This window comes from Streptomyces sp. NPDC104814, from assembly GCF_055583185.1.
The window spans coordinates 304,707-325,107 of sequence record NZ_JBVJOL010000009.1 but is presented as its reverse complement, the minus strand read 5'-3'; the positions used below and the strand labels follow the sequence as shown (position 1 = coordinate 325,107).

Genomic DNA, 20,401 nt, shown 5'->3' with positions numbered 1-20,401 from the left:
TTCGCCGGTCCTCGGGGTCTCGGCGGAGCTGACCTGTTAGGCGGATGCGCGCAGGCCGGCGCCGCCTACGTCCGGACGCGGCGCCGGGCGACGGTGAACACACCGCAGTGCGTCAGGGCCGGCAGGATGGCCGGACGCGCAGCAGTTCGGTCCTCAGCTTCGGCGTGCCGTCGACCGGCGCCGGGTCCTGCGCAGTCGGCTCGATGCCGCCGGCAGCGATCTTGTCGAGCGTCTTCAGGCCGGCGGGGCCGACCGTGCCGAACACCGTGTAGTTCGGTCGCAGCGCGGAGTCGCCATAGACGACGAAGAACTGCGAACCGTTGGTGTCCGGACCGGCGTTGGCCATCGCCAGCAGACCGCGGCCGTAGAGGCGACGGACACCGGTCGGATCGTTCGGCGCCGGCGGCAGGTCCACCGGCAGCTCGTCCTTGTACCGGTATCCCGGACCGCCCTCGCCGGTGCCGGTCGGGTCGCCGCACTGCAGGACCTTCAGCGTCGGGTACGACGTCAGCCGGTGGCACACCGTACGGTCGTAGAACCGGTGCCGCGCCAGGTGTACGAAGCTCTGGACCGTGCACGGCGCCTTCGTCCGGTCCAGACGCAGCGGGAGCGGGCCCTGGCTGGTCGGGACAGCCACGTCGACCGTGCCGTGACCGGGGGTGTGCCGCGGGTCGGGCGGCAGCGGAACCGGCCGCGCCGCCGGCTCGTCCGGGGTCTGGGCGTACTGGCAAGGACCGTGCGTGGTCCGCGGCGGGGCATCGGAAGCGGCGGCGGTGGTGCCCCCGGACACGACCAACCCTGCTGCCGCCAACGCGGCCATGAGCGCTCGGTTCATCCTGCACACCCTCCAGAAGATCGTCAGATTTCGGAGCGGTCGCAGTCTAGGGCGCGGCCCGGCGGGCGAGTACCCGTCGGCAAGCCACATCGGCCACGGCCTCCGGCCCGGCCCCGGGCCACTGCCGTGGCCCACCCCGCTCCCCCTTCTCCACCTTCTTGTGGAGGGACTTCGCCATCCGCATCAGCTCGGAGGCGCCTCGCTCGCCGAGGTGGGGCAGGGAGGAGTGCCGGGATTCATGCAGGTCCCAGCCGGTGCCCGGCCCGGCGAGGGCGGTGTGGTGGTGGGGCGCGGGCCTGGCCGTAGGAGAGGCGGACCAGGCCGGTGTCGGGGCAGACATCCCGGACGGAGAGCACTTTGCCCGGTCCGGCGCGGCGGTGGGTGACGAACACCGGCCCGCGGTCCGCGAATACGGGTGTGAGGCCGGCACCGGCGCAGCAGTGCAGGGCGGGGTTTCACGGCATCCAGGCGCGTCCCCTCCGCACGCCCGGGCCGTGCGCCCGGCTGTTGTTGGCGCGGAACTCCCGCATTATGACGGTGTCCCGTCAGCCACGGCTGGGCTGACGGGACACCTGGTGCAGGAGTGGCTCAGTGGGCCGGGGCGTCGGTGACCACGACCTCCTCGATGCTGCGCTCGATCGCCTCGGGCTCGGACGCGGTCGCCTTGGCCCAGTAGTAGATGCCGAGCGAGAACACCGTGACGACCAGCATGTCCCACCACAGCGGCAGCTCACCGTTGCCGCCGAAGGTGCTCAGGTAGGAGATCACGCCGATGCCCGCCAGGTAGGGCAGCAGCCACTGCGCGGCCTTGAAGTCCAGCCGCGGCGCGTTGGGCAGGTTCTTGCGGACCGCGTACCAGGCGTACGAGCCGAGCAGCACATAGCCGATGAGGATCGCAAAACCCAGGCGCCACAACGTGTCCCAGCCGGACCAGAAGATGATCAGGTTGGCGACCACGAAGGACAGCGGGGCGATGATCTGGCCGGCCGGCAGCTTGTACGGACGCTCGTGGTTCGGCAGACGGTCCTTGAAGACGCCGTAGGCCAGCGGGGCGCCCGCGTACATCAGCACGCTCGCCGAGGTGATGAAGCTGACCAGCGTCTGCCAGCTCGGGAACGGCAGGAAGCAGATCACACCGGTCACGAACGAGACCGCGAGACCGAACCACGGCACACCGCGCTTGTCCGTCTTGGCGAACACCTTCGGCGCGTAGCCGTTCTTGGCGAGGCCGTAGGAGATGCGGGAGGTGGCAGTGGTGTAGATCAGGCCGGTGCCGCCGGGGGAGATGATGGCGTCGGCGTACAGCACCCAGGCCAGCCAGCCGAGGCCGACCACTGAGGCGAGACCCGCCCAGGGGCCGCTGATGCCGGCGTAGGCCAGGTTCGCCCAGCCCTTGGCGAAGGAGGCGTGCGGCAGGGCGGCGATGAACACGACTTGGAGCAGGACGTAGATCACGGCGCCGATCGCGACCGAACCGAGGGTCGCGCGCGGCAGGTCACGCTTCGGGTTGCGGCTCTCGCCGGCCAGCTGGATCGCCTGCTCGAAGCCGAGCAGGGCGAAGATGATGCCGCTGGAGCTGATCGCGGTGAGGACGCCCTTGGCGCCGAACGGCGCGAAGCCCTCGGAGGTGAAGTTGGCCGGGTGGAAGTTGCCGATCGCGATGATGAAGATCGCCGCGAGCGGCACCGCGATCTTCCACCAGGTGGCGGCGCTGTTGGTGTGTGCCAGGACGCGGACACCGAGGAAGTTGACCGCGACGAACACGGCCATCAGGAGGACCGCGACGACAATGCCGCTGGCCGTCAGCGTGCCGTTGGTGTTCTGCAGTCCGTCGGCGAAGTGCCAGTGCTTGGCATAGCCGATCATGGCCTCGACCTCGATCGGAGCCACCGTCGCGGCCTGCAGCCAGGAGAACCAGCCGAAGGACATACCGGCCAGGCCGCCGAAGGCGTAGTGCGGGTAGCGTGCGGTGCCGCCCGCTACGGGGAACATGCCGCCGAGTTCGGCGTGCACCAGGGCGAGCAGCACGATGGCCACCGCGCCGATCACCCACGAGATGATCGCGGCGGGGCCCGCAGCCACAACGGCCTTCTCGGCGCCGAACAGCCAGCCGGAGCCGATGATGGAGCCAACCGAGGCCCACATCAGACCGATGAGTCCGACGTCGCGGCGCAGACCACTACCGGTGTCGCTTGTGGCTACCGGTGCAGCCTGGTCGACATTCGCCATGTCAAGTGGCCTCTCAGATTTCGTATACGCGGGAGCGAGCAAGAAGGCCACACGCTAGAGACGATTTCCGAGTGAGCAAAGACTGTTAGCCAAATCTTGACCCGGGATAGTAGGCGTCTTGAGCACACGTTCAGTCACGGCCTTGTCACAGGTCAGGCGCGTATGCGAATGTCAATATTCAGCAGCAGATTGTGAGTAGAAGGAGATTCGCCAGCGCAGAGGGGGAATTTCGATCGCCGGGCAACGCCTCCATGACCATCTCAAGGCCCGCGTCCCGCACGCGCGCGTACGCGGCCTCGTCGATCACCCCGAGCTGCAACCTGCAACAGACCGCCTTCGCGCCCTTGGCGGCGGCCCCGGCCCCGGTCGAGCAGGCCCGCACCGAGTGCCACCGCCAGGCCGCGGCCCTGCGCCGGGCCCGTGCGGAGCGCGCGGCGAGGGAGGCCGGAACGGCGACCGCGATCCCGCAGACGGCGCCGCTGGGCAGGACCGCATGAGAGGGGGAGAGCGACGGGGTGTTCCCACCACAGGTGGCACCAGCGGGCGTCGGCCCCGGCTTGGCGGAGGTCTAGTCGAGGCGTTGCGCCGCCGCGAGGAGTTCCTCGAGCGCCGCCCGTGTCAGCGTCGCCAGTTCACCGGGGGCGTCGTCCCGTGCCGGGTCGGCCCAGCGAGTGAAGCCCAGCTTGAAGGCCAGGACGCCGAGTTCGGCGGCGACTTGGGCGGTCGCCTCGGGGACGTCGCGCTGCTTCAGGGCGCCCACCATCGCGGCGGCCATGCCTATGATCTTGAGCGCGTTGCGCTCCTGCAGCTCCTCGTTCGCCTCGATCGCCGCGTGCAGGAGCGGACTGAGCTCACGGTTGAACGAGGTCATCTCCCCCGAGGCGCGCTCCAGGCCCGCAGCGACGGCGGCGATCGGCGTCGCGTCCGCGGGGGCGTCGGTGATGCCTTCGATCAGGAGGCGACTGAGGGTCTTCTGCCCAGCCGAGAGGATCTCCCGCTTGTCGGTGAAGTGCCGGTGGAAGGTGCTGCGGGTGAGGCCCGCGCGCTCGGCGATCTGGGCGACCGTCGTGTCGTCGTAGCCCTGTTCCGCGAACAGGCTCAGCGCCGCCACGACCAGGCGTTGCCGGGCGTCCGGCTTCCATCTCGGCATACGACCACTCTAAGTGATGCGACACGTGTCGCATCATCGGGTGTAGCGTGGCGAGTGATGCGACATCTGTCGCATCACTTGTTCCCTCGCACCCTGGAGTCCGCCATGCGCGTCTTCATCACCGGCGGCACGGGCCTGATCGGCTCCGCCGCCGTCGCCGAACTGCTCTCCGCGGGACACACGGTCACCGCCCTGGCCCGCTCCGACGCCTCCGCCGAGAAGGCCCGGGCGGCCGGCGCCGACGTGGTCCGCGGCAAACTCACCGACCTCGACGTGCTGCGCGGCGAGGCGGAGAAGGCGGACGGCGTCGTCCACCTCGCCTTCAGCAACGACTTCAGCTCACCGGAGGCGCTCGCACAGGCCGTCTCCGAGGAAGGCGCCGCGCTCGGCGCGCTCGGTGACGCCCTCGTGGGTACCGGCAAACCGCTCGTCACCGTCTCCGGCACGCCCCTTGCACAGGGACGCCCCGCCACCGAGGAGGACCCGCTGCCCACGGACGGGCCGGTCGGCGGGCGCAGCGTCTCGGTGGAGCGCGCCCTCGGCCTGGCCTCGCGCGGCGTGCGCAGCTCGGCGGTCCGGCTGCCGCGCACCGTGCACAACGAGGGCGAGGGCGGGTTCGCCGGGCTCCTCACCCAGATTGCCCGCAGCACGGGCGTGGCCGGCTACCCGGGTGACGGCACCCAGCGCTGGCCCGCCGTGCACGCGCTCGACGCCGCCGTGCTGTTCCGTCTCGCCCTGGAGAAGGCCCCGGCCGGCACCGCCTGGCACGCCGTCGCCGACGAGGGTGACGCCGTACGGGACATCGCCGCGGTCATCGGGCGGCGCCTCGGCATTCCGTCGCAGTCCGTGCCGGAGGAGAGCTTCGGCACGCTCGGACCGATCTTCGCAGCCGACCAGCCGGCGAGCAGCGCACACACCCGCGCCGCCCTCGGCTGGCAGCCGACCCGACCGAGCCTCCTGGAGGACCTGGAGAAGATCCAGCCCTGAGGGCACGGCCGGCTCCCTCAGTCCCGCGTGCCGTGCAAACTCGGCGGCGACCGCGCGCAGCCCCCGTAGCCGATCCCGATGACGGCCTCGGCCTGCGGGACGACGCACGGGGAGTGGTTGCCGGGGAATGCCGGGGCGCGGCTGCGCCGGGGCCTCGCCCTCCAGCGTGGCGCCGCTCCTTGTACCGCCGACCTGCAAGACGCCGAACACGATCAGGCGCGCTGGCGACCCCTGTGCGAGGCGGGGGGCACGCTCCGGGGGCCGGCGGCCACGCGCCCCTGCAACCCCTCGACCCCCCCCCGCCCACGCGACCTGCTCACCATCGAAGTCCAAAGCCATCAGGCAGCCTCGGGCCGCGTCCACCAGGTCGGGAAACCGGGCCTGGAAGAGGCTGCCCCGCCAGGCAAGCAGGCTATGTGAGCTGTTGCCGCGGTGATGCCCGATGAGTAATGCCGCCATGCCGGGTCTACAGCACCGTTGAGCCAGTCTGGATCGAAACGACAGGAGGTCGAAGTGTCCGCATCAGTGCTCGACATGTCGATGTCACTCGACGGATATATCGCCGATCCAAACGATTTTCTGGGCGGCGACGATGGCGAACGACTGCACAAGTGGGCAGGGTCTGAGGACGAGTCCGGCCCGCCGTCCGGGCCGGCCGCGCGATTCCAGGACGAATGGAACACAGCCGGTGCGGTGCTCGTGGGACGACGCACTGCCGAGCTCATGGATCACTGGGGCGGTGATCACGGTGGTCTCCCGATCTTCGTGCCCAGTCACCGCCCGCCCGGCCCCGCCGCCCGTTGGGGCTATCCGTTGGTGACCTACGTGACCGACGGGATCGAAAGCGCGATGGCACAGGCCAAGGCCGCCGCCGGGGACAAGGACGTGCAGGTGCGTGGCGCGTACACGGCGCAACGGGCGCTTGAGGCCGGAGTGCTGGACGAGGTGCAGATTCATCAGATCCCGGTGCTGCTCGGCGATGGCCGTCGCCTGTTCGACGTCTTGGCGTCGCCGATCGAGTTGGAGATCATCCGGGTGATCGACACGCCGGAGGCCACTCACATCCGCTACCGCGTCCGTCGCTGAGCCGGCCGACCAGCACCTTCTTGGTTGCCCAGGCTGGCTGACCGACTGTTGCCGATCTTGACGTGGCTGACGAGCGTGAAGTCAGATGCGGTGAGAAGTCGGCATCGAGAAGCGGCACGGCCGCAGGGGGTTTGGCGTGTTCATCGCGGAAGAGAGCGTTTTCGATCCTGATGAGATGCTGAGCCTCTACGACTCGGTCGGCTGGGAGGGCTACACCGCCGACGTCGACAAGCTCTGCCGCGGCCTGCGGAACTCTCACCTCGTCATCACCGCACGAGACGGTTCAGGAACGCTCCTCGGACTGGCCAGGACCGTCTCCGACGACGAACACATCTGCTACGTCCAGGACGTCGTGGTCAACCCAGCGCATCACCGGCAGGGCGTCGGCCGGGCCCTGGTCGAGCGCCTCATGCAGCGATACTCGCACTGCCGCTTCTTCCTCCTCTCCACAGACCACGAGTCGTCACCGGAAGGCAAGCGCAATCACGCGTTCTACCGGAGCCTTGGCTTTCTGTCCTACGAGGAGAAGCAGATGGCGGGCTTCGGGCTGCCCAGGAACCGCCCTGACCTGCGTGACATGACGCCATAGAGTCGGCTGCGCCCTCGGCTCACCACAGGTGTGTGCCCGGCGCCCCCTTGAACGGCCCGCACACCTCCGACGTGATCCAGCCGCCGTAGAAGTCGCCCTCCTGCGCCGTGACCGCTTCCCCCGCTACCGTGCAACGGTCCACGCGGCTCGGGTAGAAGGCGAAGAAGTCGGCGAGGGCCGCGTAGGCGGGCTCGGGACGCGGATACGTCCAGGCGGCGCGGGCGCGCACGTCGTCGCCCACGACGACGTCCCAGTACCGGGCCGCCCCCTTCCATTCGCACCAGGTCCGTCCCGCGGCCGCCGGGAACAGAAGCTCCGTACGGACGTCCTGCGGCGGGAGGTAGAACACGGGGGGATGGCTGGTCTCCAGCACCCGGATCGTCCTGCGGCTCTCGGCCACCACCTGGCCTGCACACTCCACGACCACGACGCGGTCGTCCTGGCTCATGGCGGGCGGCCGCGGGTAGTCCCAGACGGACTCGGGCCCGCGCGCAGCGGATCGCGGCGCGGGCCCGTCCAGCAAATCCAGGTACACCTCGTCCTCGTAGCACCAGGCCCAGCCGCCGTCGCGTGACAGGCTGAGGACCACCGGGTGCCCGTCGGCCTCGAAGTGGGCCGTGGCATGGGCTCCAGGAGAGCTGTCGTTGCAGCCCACGTGGCCGCAGGTCAGGCAGAGCAGCAGGCCGGCCGGCGCGCGTCCGCGCGCCTCGCAGGCCAGGCACGTCGCGCTCAGTGGCGTCGGGTCGGCCGTACAGGTGTGGGAACAAGACTTCGACGACGGCCGTCCGCCGTCGGGCCGGGGCGTCCATCTCGTCATCGCTGATCACCGGCCGGTCCAGGCGGCCGCACCTGAGTCCGCCGCCACCGCTCCCCGCACGCAACCGTGTCGATCACAGTCCCTCCTCTGCCGTCATCACCCCCACACCTCCTTCGCCCCGACACCCCACCCAGGATGCAGACCGCTGATCCCGGGCACGACCGCCGACAGCAGGCCGTCCAGTCAGACATGCACGACAGTGCCAAGGGCAGCAGCCATTCCGCGTGGATGTACCCCTGGTCACAGTGGTGAGCGGCACCACGACGTCCGATCCCCGGACGTTCCAGCCGGGGCAGCCGTGGCATCAGCAGGCCGAGATCGGCATCCGCCTGGACAGGGCGCCGGCTCGCCGACTGGGAATGAGCCCTGATATCGACATGCCCGCCTCTGTTGTAGGCGCATGGGAGAAGGGGCGGGCATGTACCGCCGTCAGGATTCGGCGGCGGACACGTGGCGAGCCAACTCGGTGGCCAGGCGACGCATGACCGTACGGTTGGCGCGCCGCATCGTGGTCCGCACCAAGGGGGCCAGCAGCCGGTCGGCGAGCGGGGCGTGCATCCACGTGTACGTGAACGAGATGTGTGTCCCACCGGTGCGCAGCGGTTCGATGGCATAGGTGCCGTGAGCCAGTCGCCGACCGGCCGCGCTGACGTTGTGTTCGACGATGCGCCGCGGCGCAACGGCCTCGATGACCTTGATAGTGACATCGGTCTTCGTACCGCTCAGCGCGGCGGTGACCGTGGCGCAGGATCCGATGCCCCGGGCGGGGCCGCTGTAGCGCCAGTTGGTCAGGTAGTGGTCGGTGAACCGCTCGTGGTGGGCCATGACGTCGAGGAAGCCGTAGACCTGCTCGGGAGTCTGAGGTACGGCGATCGACACGGTGACAGGCTTCATGTACCACACGGTACATGCGGCATGTACCGATTGGTACAGTCGTGACGTGGTGACCATGGACGACTCGCATTCCAAAGGCAAGGCCGAGCAAGGCGCGCAGGGGGATCGGCGCGCACAACTGGTGGACGCGGCTGTCGACCACGTCGCGGCACACGGCATCGCGGACCTGAGCCTGCGCGGGCTGGGCGCCGCGATCGGTGTCAGTCACCGCATGCTGATCCACTACTTCGGCTCCAAGGAACAGTTGCTCGTCGAGATCGTCCGGACGTCGGAGCGGCGCCAGCGCGATGTGCTGTCCCGGCTCCGCCTGGAGCCCGGTCTCTCGCCCGCCGATGTCGCGCGGCTGCTGTGGCGGCAGCTGACGGACCCTCGGCTGGCCGGTCAGGAGCGGCTCTTCTTCGAGATCTGCGGGCACGCGCTGCGCGGCCGCCCCGAGGCCGCCCCGGTCCTCGAAGGGCTTGTGACGGACTGGCTGGAACCGCTCGTAGCCGCCGAGGTCGGTGCGGGAGCGGAGCCTGACGCGGCCCGGAACCGGGCCAGGCTGGGACTCGCCACCGTCCGCGGTCTGCTGCTCGACCTGCTCGCCACCGGTGACCGCGCCGGCGTCGACGCGGCGATGGAGGAGTTCCTCCGGCTGTACTACGGCTCGGAGTGACAAGTCACCGATCAGGCAAAGCGGCCCTGTCCACCTCGACGAACCATTGGGATAGGCGGCTCAGGCCGGCGGGCACGTCCGGTAAGGGCTCTACGGAGTCATCAGCCGTCACTGCTGCTCGCCGTCACCGAAGTGGAGCACCCCGCCGCGATCGAGAGTTGGGGTTGAGGGGAGCTGCGCCCCATGGGCTGGGCGGTGACGTGGTGCACGGGGGCCTGGCTCGGCGAGGACATCGGCCGCCGGCTCGCCACACGGCGCCGCGACTTCCGCCTGCCGAGCAAGAAACATCAGCGGCGCGACCGACTCAACACCGACCAACTCAAAGCCCTCGCCTACCTCGGCATCGACAGGGCGAGGCAACGGCATGCGCGGGAGCTCTCGGCATCGCGGCGCCCGGTGCCGCGGCGTCCCGAGGCGGAAGGGTCGTCACCGTCGAAGTCGCGTCCGTCGCACGGCGCGACCGTCCAACCGGCCGGGACACGCACGGACGAGATCGCGTCACTGAAGTTCTCATCCAGGATGCCGACTGGGACCGAGCGATGCGCTCTGGCCCTTGCGGTCAGGGTCGGAGAAGAAAACCGCTTCGTTCGCGACTGCCCCTGGTAAGCGATCAGTACGGTGACTATCAGGACACCTTCGCCCAGCGAAATGAGTGGAGGCGGGCCACCACGGCACCGGACGCATTTTCCACCTGTGTACCCCTGTCACACCCGCCACAGGCAGCCATGCTTCCCGGGCGAACTTCTGCACCTTTCCTGCACGTCGGCGGTAAAACCAGGAGCTTCCGACGGTGACGGATTTGCGGCGGCTTCCCAATCCCCTGTTCTTCGACGTCGGGTTCGTTGGGTAGTCCCTTGGCCGACCGGCGGCGAGAGCCGTCCGTTCATCACGGATGAACCCATCGAAGGAGTGGACCCCATGGAGCAGCCGGAGATCGAACAGGTCACCGAAGAACTTCCCGAGTTCGGCCTGATGGTCGACATCGGCGGCGACGACGACTAAGGCACTGCATCCGTCCGTGTAGCAGCACCAGGGTGCGTGGCGGTTCGTCCGCCACGCACCTTCCACGACCGAACCGTGCCGGAGGCCGGAACGTGCTTGTGACCCCTGACGCCGTGGCCGCCCGCCGGGCCGAGAACGCCCTCTGGCACGCCACGGACGCGGTGTTGCGCAGGACGGGAGCGAGCAGGTCCGTCCCGCCACCGCGTCATCCTGCCCGCAAGGCCGCCGCCCATCGGGCCGGCGCGGAACCGCTGCCCGTGACCGCACGACTGGAGCGCACGGCCTCGGGCGGCGAGGATCTGGCAACCGTTCCCCCACCCCGTAAGGCCACTGGCCGCTGGGCGGTCGATCTCGCTGTCCCGGCACCCCACCTTGCCGCGGCGGTCGGGCGTGCACTCGCCTCGATCCCGCAGGGTCCAGAGAAGACGGGCTCGGAGGGACCGGGCGCCGTCGTCCGGGGCTGGGAGCCTGGGCAGGCCGCCGTACTGGCCGAGGCCGCCGAGCGGCTGCACCAGGTGTGGCCGGCGATGCTGGCCGAACTGCACGAGGGCGTAAGCCAGATCGCCTTGCTGGACGGGCGGGCCATCCACGGATTCACCGACTTCACCACGCACGGCGCCGTGTTCGTCAATGCGGCCCGGCTGACCGCGGGGCGCGACGGTCTGCCCGGTTGGGTCCGGCTGGCCGACGCCCTGGTCCACGAAGGCACCCACACCCGTTGCAACGCCGCTGCCTTCACTACCCCATTCCTCGTGTCCGCCACCGATCCCGGGCACTCGGTCATGACCCCGCTGCGGCCCGATCCCCGGCCGTTGACCGGGCTCTTCCAGCAAACGGTCGTCCTGATCCGCCAGACGCTGCTGTACCGGCTGATCCACCGGCATGCGCCGCTGTCGGACTCACAACGGGAGGCGGTGACCGACCGCCGAGCCCGGCTGCTGGAGAAGGCGTTCCAGGGCGTCGACGCGCTCGGCCGCCACCGCGCCGCTCTCACTCCTGCCGGTGCTGCCGTGTACGCCGAGGCGACCAGCCTGCTGGCGGAGGAGGCCGCGCGGGAAAAAGCGGGTGCGGCGCGGCTACAGGGAGGCCGTGCGTGAGCGTCTCCACACCGACGGCGTGGGCTCCGGAGGTCTTCGCTCCGTGGCCGCACACCCCTGGCGCGCTGCTGGCCCGCGTCGCGGCCCGGTCGAAGTCCTTCAACCCGACCGGAGCCGCTGGTGGTGCTCCCGTCCTGATCGGCAGCGCTGCGGGCGATGCCGCATCCGACCTCGGGCGACGCGCCCGCGGCGAGCTGATGGAACGCATGGGCAACGTGCTTGCCGGACGGGCCGTGGAGGCCGAGGCCGAATCGGGCCGCCCACGGCGCCCGCCGGCCGGCGGCGGCCGGGTCCGCATCGGCGCGTGGTCCGGGCTGCGCCGCGACGGCGTTCCCGCCACCGATCCCGGCGATCTCGCCGCCCGCCCCACCGCCCTGGCACACGACCGAACCTCCGCGCATGAGGTGCGGCAGCTCTGGTGCCGGGGCCGGACAACGGGGACCGGCGAGGACATCTGGGTACCGGCAGGTGCCGCGTTCCTCCATCACCGCCCGCCGCCCGGTTGCGCGGCCACCCACCGGGCCGGGTCGACCGGCGTCGCCGCTCACCGGGGCCCCGACGCCGCGGCGGCACATGCCGCCTGGGAAATCCTCGAACGTGATCTGGTGCGCCGCAGCTGGTGCGACCCGCTCCGCCAGCCGCCCACCGCGTTCGATGCCCTCGGCGCCCTGCCGGCCGGTGCGAGTGAACTGCGCCATCTGCTCGACCACGAGGGCCTGCAGGCCACCGCGCTCGTCCTCCCCGCCCCGGCTGGTGCCACCGCAGTCGCCGTCTGCGTCCATGAGCCCGATCGCACCCATCAGACGTACGGAGCCCGCTGCGGCCCCGCCCACGACCTCTCGGAGGCAGTGGCACGGGCCTGCTGGGAAGCGCTGATGGTCCGCTGGAGCATGTCCACACCGGTAGCCCTTCGCGCCTGGGACTGCTTGTCGCGCACCGGCGTCCCGCGCACCGAGTTGGACCACGCGGTGTGGACCTTTCACGCCCAGGACGCGCTGACGCGCTGGGCAGGGCCGGCCACCGCCCTCCGCGACCCCCCAGCCCCTGTCCCGTCCTGCCAGCCCGGCCTGGAACCGGACCCGGTCGCTCTGCTCGCCACACACACCGGACGCGAAGTGATCGCTGTCGATTACTGCGCGGGCCCCCCGGCGGACGAGGGCCTGGCCGTCGTCCGGCTGATCGCCCCAGGAACATCACCTCTGCCGGCCCGCCCGGTACCGGGAGTGCCTCCCCACCCGTTCGGCTGACCACCCCGACACGCCCTGCACGCCACTCCGCGACCTGGACCGGCCACGACCACTGCTCCGCGCCCGGTCCACGCCCGCACTGGGAGGACCTCATGTCCACGTTCCCGCACGACATGCCGGTACAGCCCTCCTACACCGCCCTGTTCGCCAACCGGTACGACGACTGGTTCGCCGCGTCCAGCACCGAATCCACCGTCGCCTTCCTGGCAGCCCTCGCCAAGGAAGGGCCGCCCGGCCCCCTGCTCGAACTGGGCAGCGGCACCGGCCGGGTGGCCCTGCCCCTGGCATCACGGGGCCTCACCGTCGAAGGGCTCGACGCCTCCCCCGAAATGACCGCCCGACTGCACGCAAAGCCCGGTGGCAGCGCCATCCGGGTCACCCTCGGCGACTTCTCCGCTCCCCCGGCGCCGGCGGACACCGGCCGGTACGCCCTCGTCTATGCGGCCGGCGGCACCTTCGCCGAACTCGACACCCAAGAGGCCCAGCGCCGCTGTCTCGCCTCCGCCGCCCAGCGCCTGCGACCCGGCGGGCGGCTCGCACTCGACGCGCATCTGCCCGAGGCGCTCGCCACCCGCGGCACCGGCACCCAGCCGGTGGACACACCCGGCGAAGGCTTCGTGCTCCGCACCCGCACGCTGCACCCCGCCCGCCAGCAGTACACCTCCGACTACGCCGTCCTCGACGACGGCCGGATGCGTCACGTGCGTGTCTCCTTCCGCTACTTCACCCCCGGCGAACTCGATCTGCTGGCGGAACTGGCCGGCCTGCGGCTCGTACGGCGTACCGGCGGGTGGTCGGGACGGCCACTGACCGACTCCAGTAGTCACCACGTCTCCGTGTACGAACTGCCCGCATGACCGCCTTGAGTCCCTGGGGTACAGGGTCCCCCCATCATGGCCTTCGGGATTCTGGTTGGCCGGTGCCCTTGCGACCCGCGTTCGCGCGGCTGGGCGCCGGCCCAAAGGAATTCAACACGAGCAGGACGAGAGGCCGCACTTTCCAGCGGTACAGACCGCGAAACTACCTAGCCCGGCGCTGGCCCATCAAGCACCCATGCCCGACAGCACAGGCCCCGGGATACGGTCAGCGGCTCAACGTCCAGGATTCCACAGGGGTTCCCCTGGTCTGGGCCCGACCAGTTCGTCAAGGAACATGTCCTGTCGGCCGAGAGCGCGATTCAGCAGGGCCACCATCCCCATGTCGTAGCGGCGCCAGTCCGCCTTGTCCCACACCAGTACTGGCCAGGCGTCCGGGTCCGGGTCCTCGGTCAGCCAGAAGCACTGCTCGCCGCCGACTGCGTTGCCCCAGAGGAGCAGACCACCGGGCTCGGGATAGAAGAAGTAGGGGAATTCCTCCGGGAATTTCTCCCGATGACCGCGCAACACGGCACTGATTTCGGCAGCGGCGTCCAGCACGGGACCCAGCGCAGCAATCCCAGGGGCGGCACCACAGGGGTGCAGCGGGATCAGCGGCGTGAGTCGGCTGCCCACCGTCCCGGCCCCGAAGGCATCGACGAACGCCCGGTAATCAGCGGGCAAGTCGAGGCCGAACGCCGCCCGGGTCTCGCCCCACGGCAGCACCGGCCCCGCCTTTGCGAGCACGACCCCACTGATCCGCGCGAACTCGGCAATATCGTCCCGCACCGCTGGTACACCACCTGTCAAGGAGTGAGATTAAACCCGATCATTACATTCCGCACCAAGCCGCCGTCGGGCAGCGGGAGCGGAACTGCATTCCCGTGGGAGTCCCAGGCCGTAACCTTGTAGATGAACTCGTACGCTATTACCGCCGCGCTGTCCTTGTACTTGCAGGCTACCGTCATTTGCACGGTTCCATTGTTCTTCGCTATGAAGGATTTGATTGTTTTTGCGATGTCTGTCATCTTTCCGACGTTCACGGTCTTGGCCCAGCACGGCGTGAGGTTACGCTGAGCTCCGCGCCCACCGAACTCTTTGGGTATCAGGTGGCAGCTGTTGACCAGAGTTCCCGGTTTTTTCCCCGGGAACAGGGCCTTCGCGCGGTCGCGGGCCTCTTGCATGCCGGGGCTGTTGCGGTCAGAGGGCTTACCGTCACCAAACGGAAGTTTCAGGCATGCGGTGGCCGCAGTGGCCCGCTTGTGGGGCCCGACGGGGGCGTAGTTGATCCAACCCGCCCCGCTGGGCTCGACCGCACCGGGAGGAAAGGTCTGCGCCAGGCAGGTCGGTTTGCCAGGTGATCCACTGCTGCCCGACGGATCCGGCGACGCTGACGTCCCGCTGGGACCACAGGGCGCGCCGAGCCGGCGGGGACTGATCCACTGGTGGGTTCCGGAGGCGTTGACGACGACGACGCGGTTGACGCGGGGGCCGGCACCGTTCGCCTCGCACAGGCTGTCCCGCAGTTGCTGGAACTGGGGGTCGGTGGACAGGGAATGCTCCAGGTCCTGGGTAGTGGCCAGGCCCAGGAGCGGGCCGACGAACGGTTCGAGGTCGAGCCGGAGCACTCGTTCGTATCCGGGTGGCGCCTTCTGGCCGCCGGTGGTCGCGGTGTCCGGTTGCTCGCCGTTGAGTTGCGCGGCGCCGAGGCGTGCCTTCGAAGCCAGTTCTGCCGGGCTGCGGACCGTTTCGGCCTTGACGGCGCGTTTGACCTGCCGGCCCTGCTCGGTGGTCGTGTAGAGGTAATCCGCCGGGCGTGTCGTGCCTGCGGCCGTGGGCGGAGGGGCCCAGGTGACGTGCGCGTTGGGGTCGGCCTGGAGGAGCAGTGCGATCTGCTGGAGTACGCGCTGGGCGTCGACCTTGTCGGTGGCGGGGAGGATGTCGCGCAGGTCCTGGGGGTTGGTGAGCCGGCCCGAGTCGACGATCTTCCCCAGGTCGGGTAGCTCGCCCTGGTCGTTGGCTGCTTCGATCGCGTCGGTCGCCTTGTCGCCTGCTGTGGTGTCGCTGGTCGGCCGGTCCTTGGTCATGGCGTCGAGCAGTCTTGCCACGGTGGGCCGCAAAGGAGTACTGAACGAGAGGTCGCCTGGCCGCAGGTTGCGGGCGTTCAGCCTGTTGCCGACCTTGGGGTCCGGGCCGTACTCAGGGGTGGAGTACACCCAGGCGTAGTCGGTGAAGGTCACCGTCTTGCCGGGTGGTGCGATGTTGGGGCGGCTGCCGCTGACGGTCTTGGACTGCTTGGGTTTCAGGGTGCCCAGCGGGTGGGGGCCGGTGGGTACTTGCGGCATGTTCAGGTAGAGGGTGGCGTCGCCCGGCTGGTCTCCGCTGTTGGTGACCGTGATGGAGTACGAGCACGGGTTGGTCGTGCACAGGTAGGGGTCGTCGCTGGTGATGGTGAAAGCGGGCCCCATGGTCTTGGAGACCGCCTGGGCCGACGTGGCGGGTGGGACGGCGGTCGCGACAGCTGTGGCGGTGGTGGTGCGGACGGCGTTGGCCTGCTCGGGGGTGGCCGGCTTCGGCTCCAGCAGGAGGTAGCTGCTGAAGTCGCGCTCGTCGGCCGACACGGCGTTCACGCGGTGATCCGCCGGTTTCATCACCGGTCCGGTTCGATGTCCGGGGTGCCAGACGGCGGGCTTGACGGGGTCGTCGTGGCTGGGGTCGCCGCCGATGGCGAGGACCGAGTAGGGCGACTCGGCGGCAAGGAGGACCGTCCAGCCCTCAGAGGTATACGAGACGACGTCGCGACCCCGGTACGTCGCACCGTCCTGCCGTACCGCTGCGGGGTCGGAGGTGACCTGCCGGACCAGCGCGGCAAGCGAGGCCGGCGTCAGCGAGCCGGCGTTCACCGCGAAGCTGTCGAGCATGTAGTAGCCGTCGCGCTTCTCCGGGGCGACCCAGTGACCGGTGCTGGTCAGATCGTGGCCGAACTGGGGATTCTGCTGCGCCCAGAAGGCCGCGTCGCCCTTCAGGTAGACCTGGTCGCCGGACCAAGCGAGGGCCGAATTTCCCGCCACCGGTTCGCTGAGGGTTCCCGCCGCCTGCCCCGTGCTGGTGACCGTCAGGTTCGCCCGGGTCATGGACTGATGCTCAGTCGGGGCGTAGACCATCGACAGGTTCACCGCGGGCAGGGCGCTCAAGGCCTGTGCGGCCGAAGCCCCCTGCTGGACCGGTGACACGCGGGGAGCCGATGCCTCGTGCTTGGCATCCGCGGACCCGTCCGAGCCGCTCGACCCGCTGGGCCACAGCACGTAGAGCAGGCTCGCCAGTACGGCCAGCGCAGCACCCGCAGCCGTGAAGGACCGGGCCCGCGTCTGCCGTAACCACCCCGCAACCGCTCGCGGGGTCCTTGCCGGCGCACCCGCCGTGGGAGGCAGGGCCGGCAGCTGAGGCGCCGCAGGCGGCTGCGGTGGGTGGGGCGGCCGGGGCGGTGGTGAAGAAGCCACGGGCGGCTGGGAGGGGCGGGGCGGGCGCGGAGGGGGCGGGCTGTGTCGGGGCGGCGGCGCTGAAGTGAGGGGCGGACTCGGGCGCTCCGGCGGGGGCGGGGCGACCCGGGGGGGCCTGTGCCAGGTGGGGCGCGGCGGGCCCGCGGGCTTGTGCGGCGGTTGCGTATCGGACAACTCGGGCTCCTGGGACGGGCGTCAGTGGTGACACGAGGCGGCGAGGATCACGAGCAGGACCGCGACGGCGATGATCGCGAAGCAGCTTCCGCCGCCGTCCGGACTTTTGCGGTCGGTCTCGACCTGGCCGCCGGGAGCGAGGCCGGGATGGTTGGTGGCGTAGTGCCTGAACTGTGCCTTCTCGCCCTGGGACTCGGTGCCCCAGGGCGTCTTGAAACTGCACTCGCCGCACCAGTAGCGGTAGGCCATGTCGGCTCCTGAACGATGTGGGGGACGGAAGGGAAGGGGAGTCGGGTAGGGGCGGCGGTGCGGGTGCGCGCGGTGGCCGCCCGCTGTTCAGCGCCATCGCCAGCACACGGTGTAGCTGAAGGAGGGGTAGTCGGTGGACTGCCACCAGGTGGAGCCGTCGCGGCCGCAGAACGAGGAGTCGCCGTAGGTACCGGTGCGCCCGGTCACGTAGACGTTGGACCGCGCGCAACTGCCCCAACTGGTGAAGGTGTTGCCCGACTTGAGCAGGCACTCGTCGCGCGTGGCGTAGCCGGCGTCGTCCGGGTAGTTCATCGACAGGCACAGCATCACGTCCAGGCCGGAGTTGCCGGGTACCGTCATGGAGCGCCAGTAGTTGTAGTGCGGCCAGCCCTCGCACTTCGCGTGCGAGGTGGTGCCGTGGTAGACGGCGAGCACCTTGAACGTGCCGGTCCGGCACGGCTGGGTCGCCCACGCGTCCGCGCCCGGGGGTCCGAAGACACAGTCGCCCTGGTCGGCGTGGAACGCGCTGCCCCCGGAGCTCTGGTAGCTGAGGCACAGTACCCGCCCGTATGCGGCGGAGGAGACGCTTTCGTCGCTGTCGGTGACGCCGTCGCAGCTGTGCAGGTCGGTGGTGCCGGTGTTGACGCGGGCGACCTTGAAGGCACCGGCCGTGCAGTCTGCGGGGCTCAGTTCGGCGTGGTTGCTGTCACCGGCGTCGTCGAAGCAGTCTCCGGCCTGGGCCGTGCCGATGGGGTCGGTGGGGGTGGCGGAGGGCGTGTCAGTCGCTGACTCGTCGGAGTTGCCGGAGCCCGCCGACGTGTCGTCGCCGGTGTCGCCGTTCGGATCGCCCAGGTCGCCCGCCGTGCCCTCACCGGAGCCGGCCGAGGTGGTGGGCGAGCCGGGGAACGGCGGGCTGCTCCAGCCGGAACCGCTTTCGGCCCTGGTGGCTTCGGCTCGGGAATGTATCTGGTACCTCCCCACGATGAACACCACGAGGATCACGATCGCCGCCGCGACGCGCAGGGCCTGTTTGAGGTTGGCCGTTGCAGCGCCTGTGAGGTTCCCCGACCGGGTGGTCTGCCCCGGCCCGGTGCCGCCGGGCCGGCGGGAACCGGGAGCGGTGGCCCCCGCCACGCTGAGCGGCGGCCCGGGTTGGGGCTTCTTCTTGTTCTTCTTCGGCTGGGCCTCGCTCCGCTTCGGCTGGTTGGTCGCGGTGGCGGCGGCCGCCGTCAGCTCTTCCGCCCAGGCGGCCGGGGTCGGCCGGCGGGCCGGATCCGGGTTGAGGGAGGCGCGGGCCAGGACGCCGAGGGCCGTGCCGTTCCGGGCGAGGGCGGCGGGATCGGTCGCGGTCTGGTCGCGGGCGCAGAGCCGGACGGCGAGCAGGCCGAGTTTGTACACGTCGCTGGCCGGGGTCGCGCGTTCCTCACCCGGCGGGATCTGCCAGTCCGGGGTCTCCGCCTGCGGTAGCACGCTCGCGCCCCGCAGGCGCATGGCGTCGCTGTCGATGAGGAAGCACTCGGGCCGGGGGGCGAGGGTGAACAGCAGGTTCTTCGGGGAGATGTCGCCCACTGTGATGCCGAACCCGTGGAGGCGGTGCAGGGTCGCGGCCAGGTCGGCCAGCAGCAGGAGCCGGTCGCGGTCGCCCGCGCTCAGGCCGATCCCGGTGACGTAGGCGTCGTCGTTGAGGAGGTACTCCACGGTGGCCAGCCGCCGCGGTCCCGGGCGTGCCGCGGTCAGCGAACGGAAGGTGAAGTGGAAACGGTCGGGTACCGCGCGCATCAGGAACCCGCAGGCCCGACCCTGGCGCTGGACGACGACGGCGGGCCACGCCGTCTTGTCGCACAGCCAGCGCCCGTCGCCGTCGGACAGGCGGCCGAGCAGGGCCACGGCGGATTCGAGTGCCGCGGTGTCCAGGGCGGGCAGGACGGAGGGGCCGTACTCCTTGTATACGACCTCCCAGTGGCCGCCGGCGGCCCCCTTGTTGATGCGCTTGTTCCGTACCTGGTGAACGCTGCCCTGGCCGCCCTGACCGAGGCGGTCGCCCAGGACCAGGGTGGTGACGTCGACGGGCGCGGGGCGGCCGTCGCTCATCGCGACCCCGTCTCGGGCGGCGGCCCGGGGACCGTCCGGGGCCACACGGCCAGCAGGGTGCGGTCGTCGTCGAAGGTTTCGCGGGAGAAGTCCAGGACGTGCCCGAGCCACAACGGCGGGGGCGGCGTGACCAGGTGACCGAAGAACAGCGTGCCGATCGCGCCGTCTCCGTCGCCGAGCGGGTCGCCGAACCCGTCGGTGCCCGCCAGCAGCACCATCGGGTCCGCGAGCGGGAAGGCCGCCTGTTCCAGGTGCTCGGGGAGCCGCGGCAACGGCGCCACCTCGTTCATGACCAGCACGGCGTCCGACCCGGTCTTCGAGGCGAACACCTGCCGGTAGCGGCCGCTCGCCCGGTCCAGCAGCCAGGCTCCGGAGTCCCCGACCCGGAAAAGCTCGACGCGCGCGCCGTCGCTGGTGGGGCGGACCGCGCCTGCCACGAGGGTGGTCGCGTACAGGCGTGCCACCTCGTCAGCCGCGGCGTCGGCAATCCCCAGTCGCCACCGCGCCAGTTCCGTGAGGCAGATCGCGGTGTAGGCGGCGACATCGGCCAGGTCCAGCGGCCGGCCGGGGTGCTGATCGAGCAGGTGCAGGATCCACTCGGCAGAAGCACGGCACGCCTCGATGGCACCCTGGTGCGCCTCGGTGGCGCTGGAGACCCCGTCGGCGACGGCGAACACCACACTGCCGGTGGCCTCGTGCACTGCCGCCCGTGCGGCGTCCTGCCGGGGTTGACGGTAGTAGCGGTGTTTCGCGCCGCGCACCGAGGCGTAGCGCAGGGTGAGGCGATCGGTGGACCAGCCGTCGCACTCGCTGTCGGGGAAGTCGTAGGCGTACTGGCCGGGCGGGCGGGCCTCGAACTCCATTCCGGCGATGTCCACCTCGACCCGCTTCCAGGGCTGTGATCCGGGCGCCGCCGCGGGCGGGAACGCCGGGAGGGCCGGTGCG

General features: G+C 70.4%; 18 protein-coding genes and 1 pseudogene. 8 read left to right on the top strand and 11 right to left on the bottom strand.

Annotated elements, in window-relative coordinates:
• Window positions 1–112: 112 nt before the first annotated feature.
• The 3 genes and pseudogenes from ACZ64A_RS28035 to ACZ64A_RS28025 form a co-directional block, all read right to left on the bottom strand.
• Window positions 113–835 carry a peptidylprolyl isomerase gene (locus tag ACZ64A_RS28035; protein ID WP_469814208.1) on the bottom strand — a complete coding sequence of 241 codons (723 nt, stop codon included), beginning with the start codon at window positions 833–835 and terminating at the stop codon, window positions 113–115.
• A 46-nt stretch (window positions 836–881) separates the two neighbouring features.
• Window positions 882–1,236, bottom strand: a pseudogene (locus tag ACZ64A_RS28030) (hypothetical protein); the annotation flags it as partial.
• 187 nt (window positions 1,237–1,423) lie between these two features.
• Window positions 1,424–3,064 carry an APC family permease gene (locus ACZ64A_RS28025; RefSeq protein WP_469814207.1) on the bottom strand — a complete coding sequence of 547 codons (1,641 nt, stop codon included), beginning with the start codon at window positions 3,062–3,064 and terminating at the stop codon, window positions 1,424–1,426.
• A 251-nt stretch (window positions 3,065–3,315) separates the two neighbouring features.
• Here ACZ64A_RS28025 and ACZ64A_RS28020 point away from each other — a divergent pair, with 251 nt between their 5' ends.
• Complete coding sequence (locus ACZ64A_RS28020; RefSeq protein ID WP_469814205.1) at window positions 3,316–3,561, top strand: hypothetical protein; 246 nt, start codon at window positions 3,316–3,318, stop codon at window positions 3,559–3,561.
• 71 nt (window positions 3,562–3,632) lie between these two features.
• Here ACZ64A_RS28020 and ACZ64A_RS28015 read toward each other — a convergent pair whose 3' ends face one another.
• Window positions 3,633–4,214, bottom strand: a complete 582-nt coding sequence (locus ACZ64A_RS28015; RefSeq protein WP_469814203.1) for a TetR/AcrR family transcriptional regulator — start codon at window positions 4,212–4,214, stop codon at window positions 3,633–3,635.
• A gap of 105 nt (window positions 4,215–4,319) precedes the next feature.
• On the opposite strand from ACZ64A_RS28015, the gene ACZ64A_RS28010 reads away from it, so the two are divergent.
• The 3 genes from ACZ64A_RS28010 to ACZ64A_RS28000 all read left to right on the top strand — a co-directional run bounded on the left by ACZ64A_RS28010 (window position 4,320) and on the right by ACZ64A_RS28000 (window position 6,876).
• Window positions 4,320–5,201 (top strand): SDR family oxidoreductase, encoded by an 882-nt coding sequence (locus tag ACZ64A_RS28010; protein WP_469814202.1) that lies wholly within the window; start codon window positions 4,320–4,322, stop codon window positions 5,199–5,201.
• Between the two features lie 513 nt (window positions 5,202–5,714).
• Entirely contained in the window at window positions 5,715–6,287 is a 573-nt protein-coding gene (locus tag ACZ64A_RS28005) for a dihydrofolate reductase family protein (protein WP_469814200.1), read from the top strand.
• Between the two features lie 136 nt (window positions 6,288–6,423).
• Entirely contained in the window at window positions 6,424–6,876 is a 453-nt protein-coding gene (locus ACZ64A_RS28000; RefSeq protein WP_469814198.1) for a GNAT family N-acetyltransferase, read from the top strand.
• Between the two features lie 19 nt (window positions 6,877–6,895).
• Here the strand turns inward: ACZ64A_RS28000 and ACZ64A_RS27995 are convergent, their stop codons facing one another.
• Both ACZ64A_RS27995 and ACZ64A_RS27990 read right to left on the bottom strand, forming a co-directional pair.
• On the bottom strand, window positions 6,896–7,693 hold the full coding sequence (locus ACZ64A_RS27995) for a DUF427 domain-containing protein (protein WP_469814196.1): 798 nt from the start codon (window positions 7,691–7,693) through the stop codon (window positions 6,896–6,898).
• A 429-nt stretch (window positions 7,694–8,122) separates the two neighbouring features.
• Window positions 8,123–8,587 carry an SRPBCC family protein gene (locus ACZ64A_RS27990; protein ID WP_469814193.1) on the bottom strand — a complete coding sequence of 155 codons (465 nt, stop codon included), beginning with the start codon at window positions 8,585–8,587 and terminating at the stop codon, window positions 8,123–8,125.
• 55 nt (window positions 8,588–8,642) lie between these two features.
• On the opposite strand from ACZ64A_RS27990, the gene ACZ64A_RS27985 reads away from it, so the two are divergent.
• The 4 genes from ACZ64A_RS27985 (at window position 8,643) to ACZ64A_RS27970 (ending at window position 13,445) form a co-directional block, all read left to right on the top strand.
• Window positions 8,643–9,242: a TetR/AcrR family transcriptional regulator gene (locus ACZ64A_RS27985; RefSeq protein ID WP_469814315.1), complete on the top strand. Its 600-nt coding sequence runs from the start codon at window positions 8,643–8,645 to the stop codon at window positions 9,240–9,242.
• A 1,259-nt stretch (window positions 9,243–10,501) separates the two neighbouring features.
• On the top strand, window positions 10,502–11,341 hold the full coding sequence (locus ACZ64A_RS27980) for an aKG-HExxH-type peptide beta-hydroxylase (protein ID WP_469814191.1): 840 nt from the start codon (window positions 10,502–10,504) through the stop codon (window positions 11,339–11,341).
• Complete coding sequence (locus ACZ64A_RS27975; protein WP_469814189.1) at window positions 11,338–12,588, top strand: YcaO-like family protein; 1,251 nt, start codon at window positions 11,338–11,340, stop codon at window positions 12,586–12,588. Before ACZ64A_RS27980 ends, ACZ64A_RS27975 begins: the two co-directional genes overlap by 4 nt.
• Before the next feature lie 92 nt (window positions 12,589–12,680).
• Complete coding sequence (locus ACZ64A_RS27970) at window positions 12,681–13,445, top strand: class I SAM-dependent DNA methyltransferase (protein WP_469814187.1); 765 nt, start codon at window positions 12,681–12,683, stop codon at window positions 13,443–13,445.
• Between the two features lie 234 nt (window positions 13,446–13,679).
• Here ACZ64A_RS27970 and ACZ64A_RS27965 read toward each other — a convergent pair whose 3' ends face one another.
• The 5 genes from ACZ64A_RS27965 to ACZ64A_RS27945 form a co-directional block, all read right to left on the bottom strand.
• Complete coding sequence (locus ACZ64A_RS27965) at window positions 13,680–14,252, bottom strand: hypothetical protein (RefSeq protein WP_469814185.1); 573 nt, start codon at window positions 14,250–14,252, stop codon at window positions 13,680–13,682.
• On the bottom strand, window positions 14,249–16,675 hold the full coding sequence (locus tag ACZ64A_RS27960; RefSeq protein ID WP_469814183.1) for a DNA/RNA non-specific endonuclease: 2,427 nt from the start codon (window positions 16,673–16,675) through the stop codon (window positions 14,249–14,251). Before ACZ64A_RS27960 ends, ACZ64A_RS27965 begins: the two co-directional genes overlap by 4 nt.
• A 462-nt stretch (window positions 16,676–17,137) precedes the next feature.
• Window positions 17,138–17,365, bottom strand: coding sequence for a hypothetical protein (locus ACZ64A_RS27955; RefSeq protein WP_469814181.1), 228 nt, complete (start codon window positions 17,363–17,365; stop codon window positions 17,138–17,140).
• A gap of 87 nt (window positions 17,366–17,452) precedes the next feature.
• Window positions 17,453–19,456, bottom strand: coding sequence for an LppU/SCO3897 family protein (locus ACZ64A_RS27950; protein WP_469814179.1), 2,004 nt, complete (start codon window positions 19,454–19,456; stop codon window positions 17,453–17,455).
• Window positions 19,453–20,334 carry a protein phosphatase 2C domain-containing protein gene (locus ACZ64A_RS27945; RefSeq protein WP_469814177.1) on the bottom strand — a complete coding sequence of 294 codons (882 nt, stop codon included), beginning with the start codon at window positions 20,332–20,334 and terminating at the stop codon, window positions 19,453–19,455. The genes ACZ64A_RS27950 and ACZ64A_RS27945 overlap by 4 nt, the downstream gene beginning before the upstream one ends.
• Window positions 20,335–20,401 lie beyond the last annotated feature (67 nt).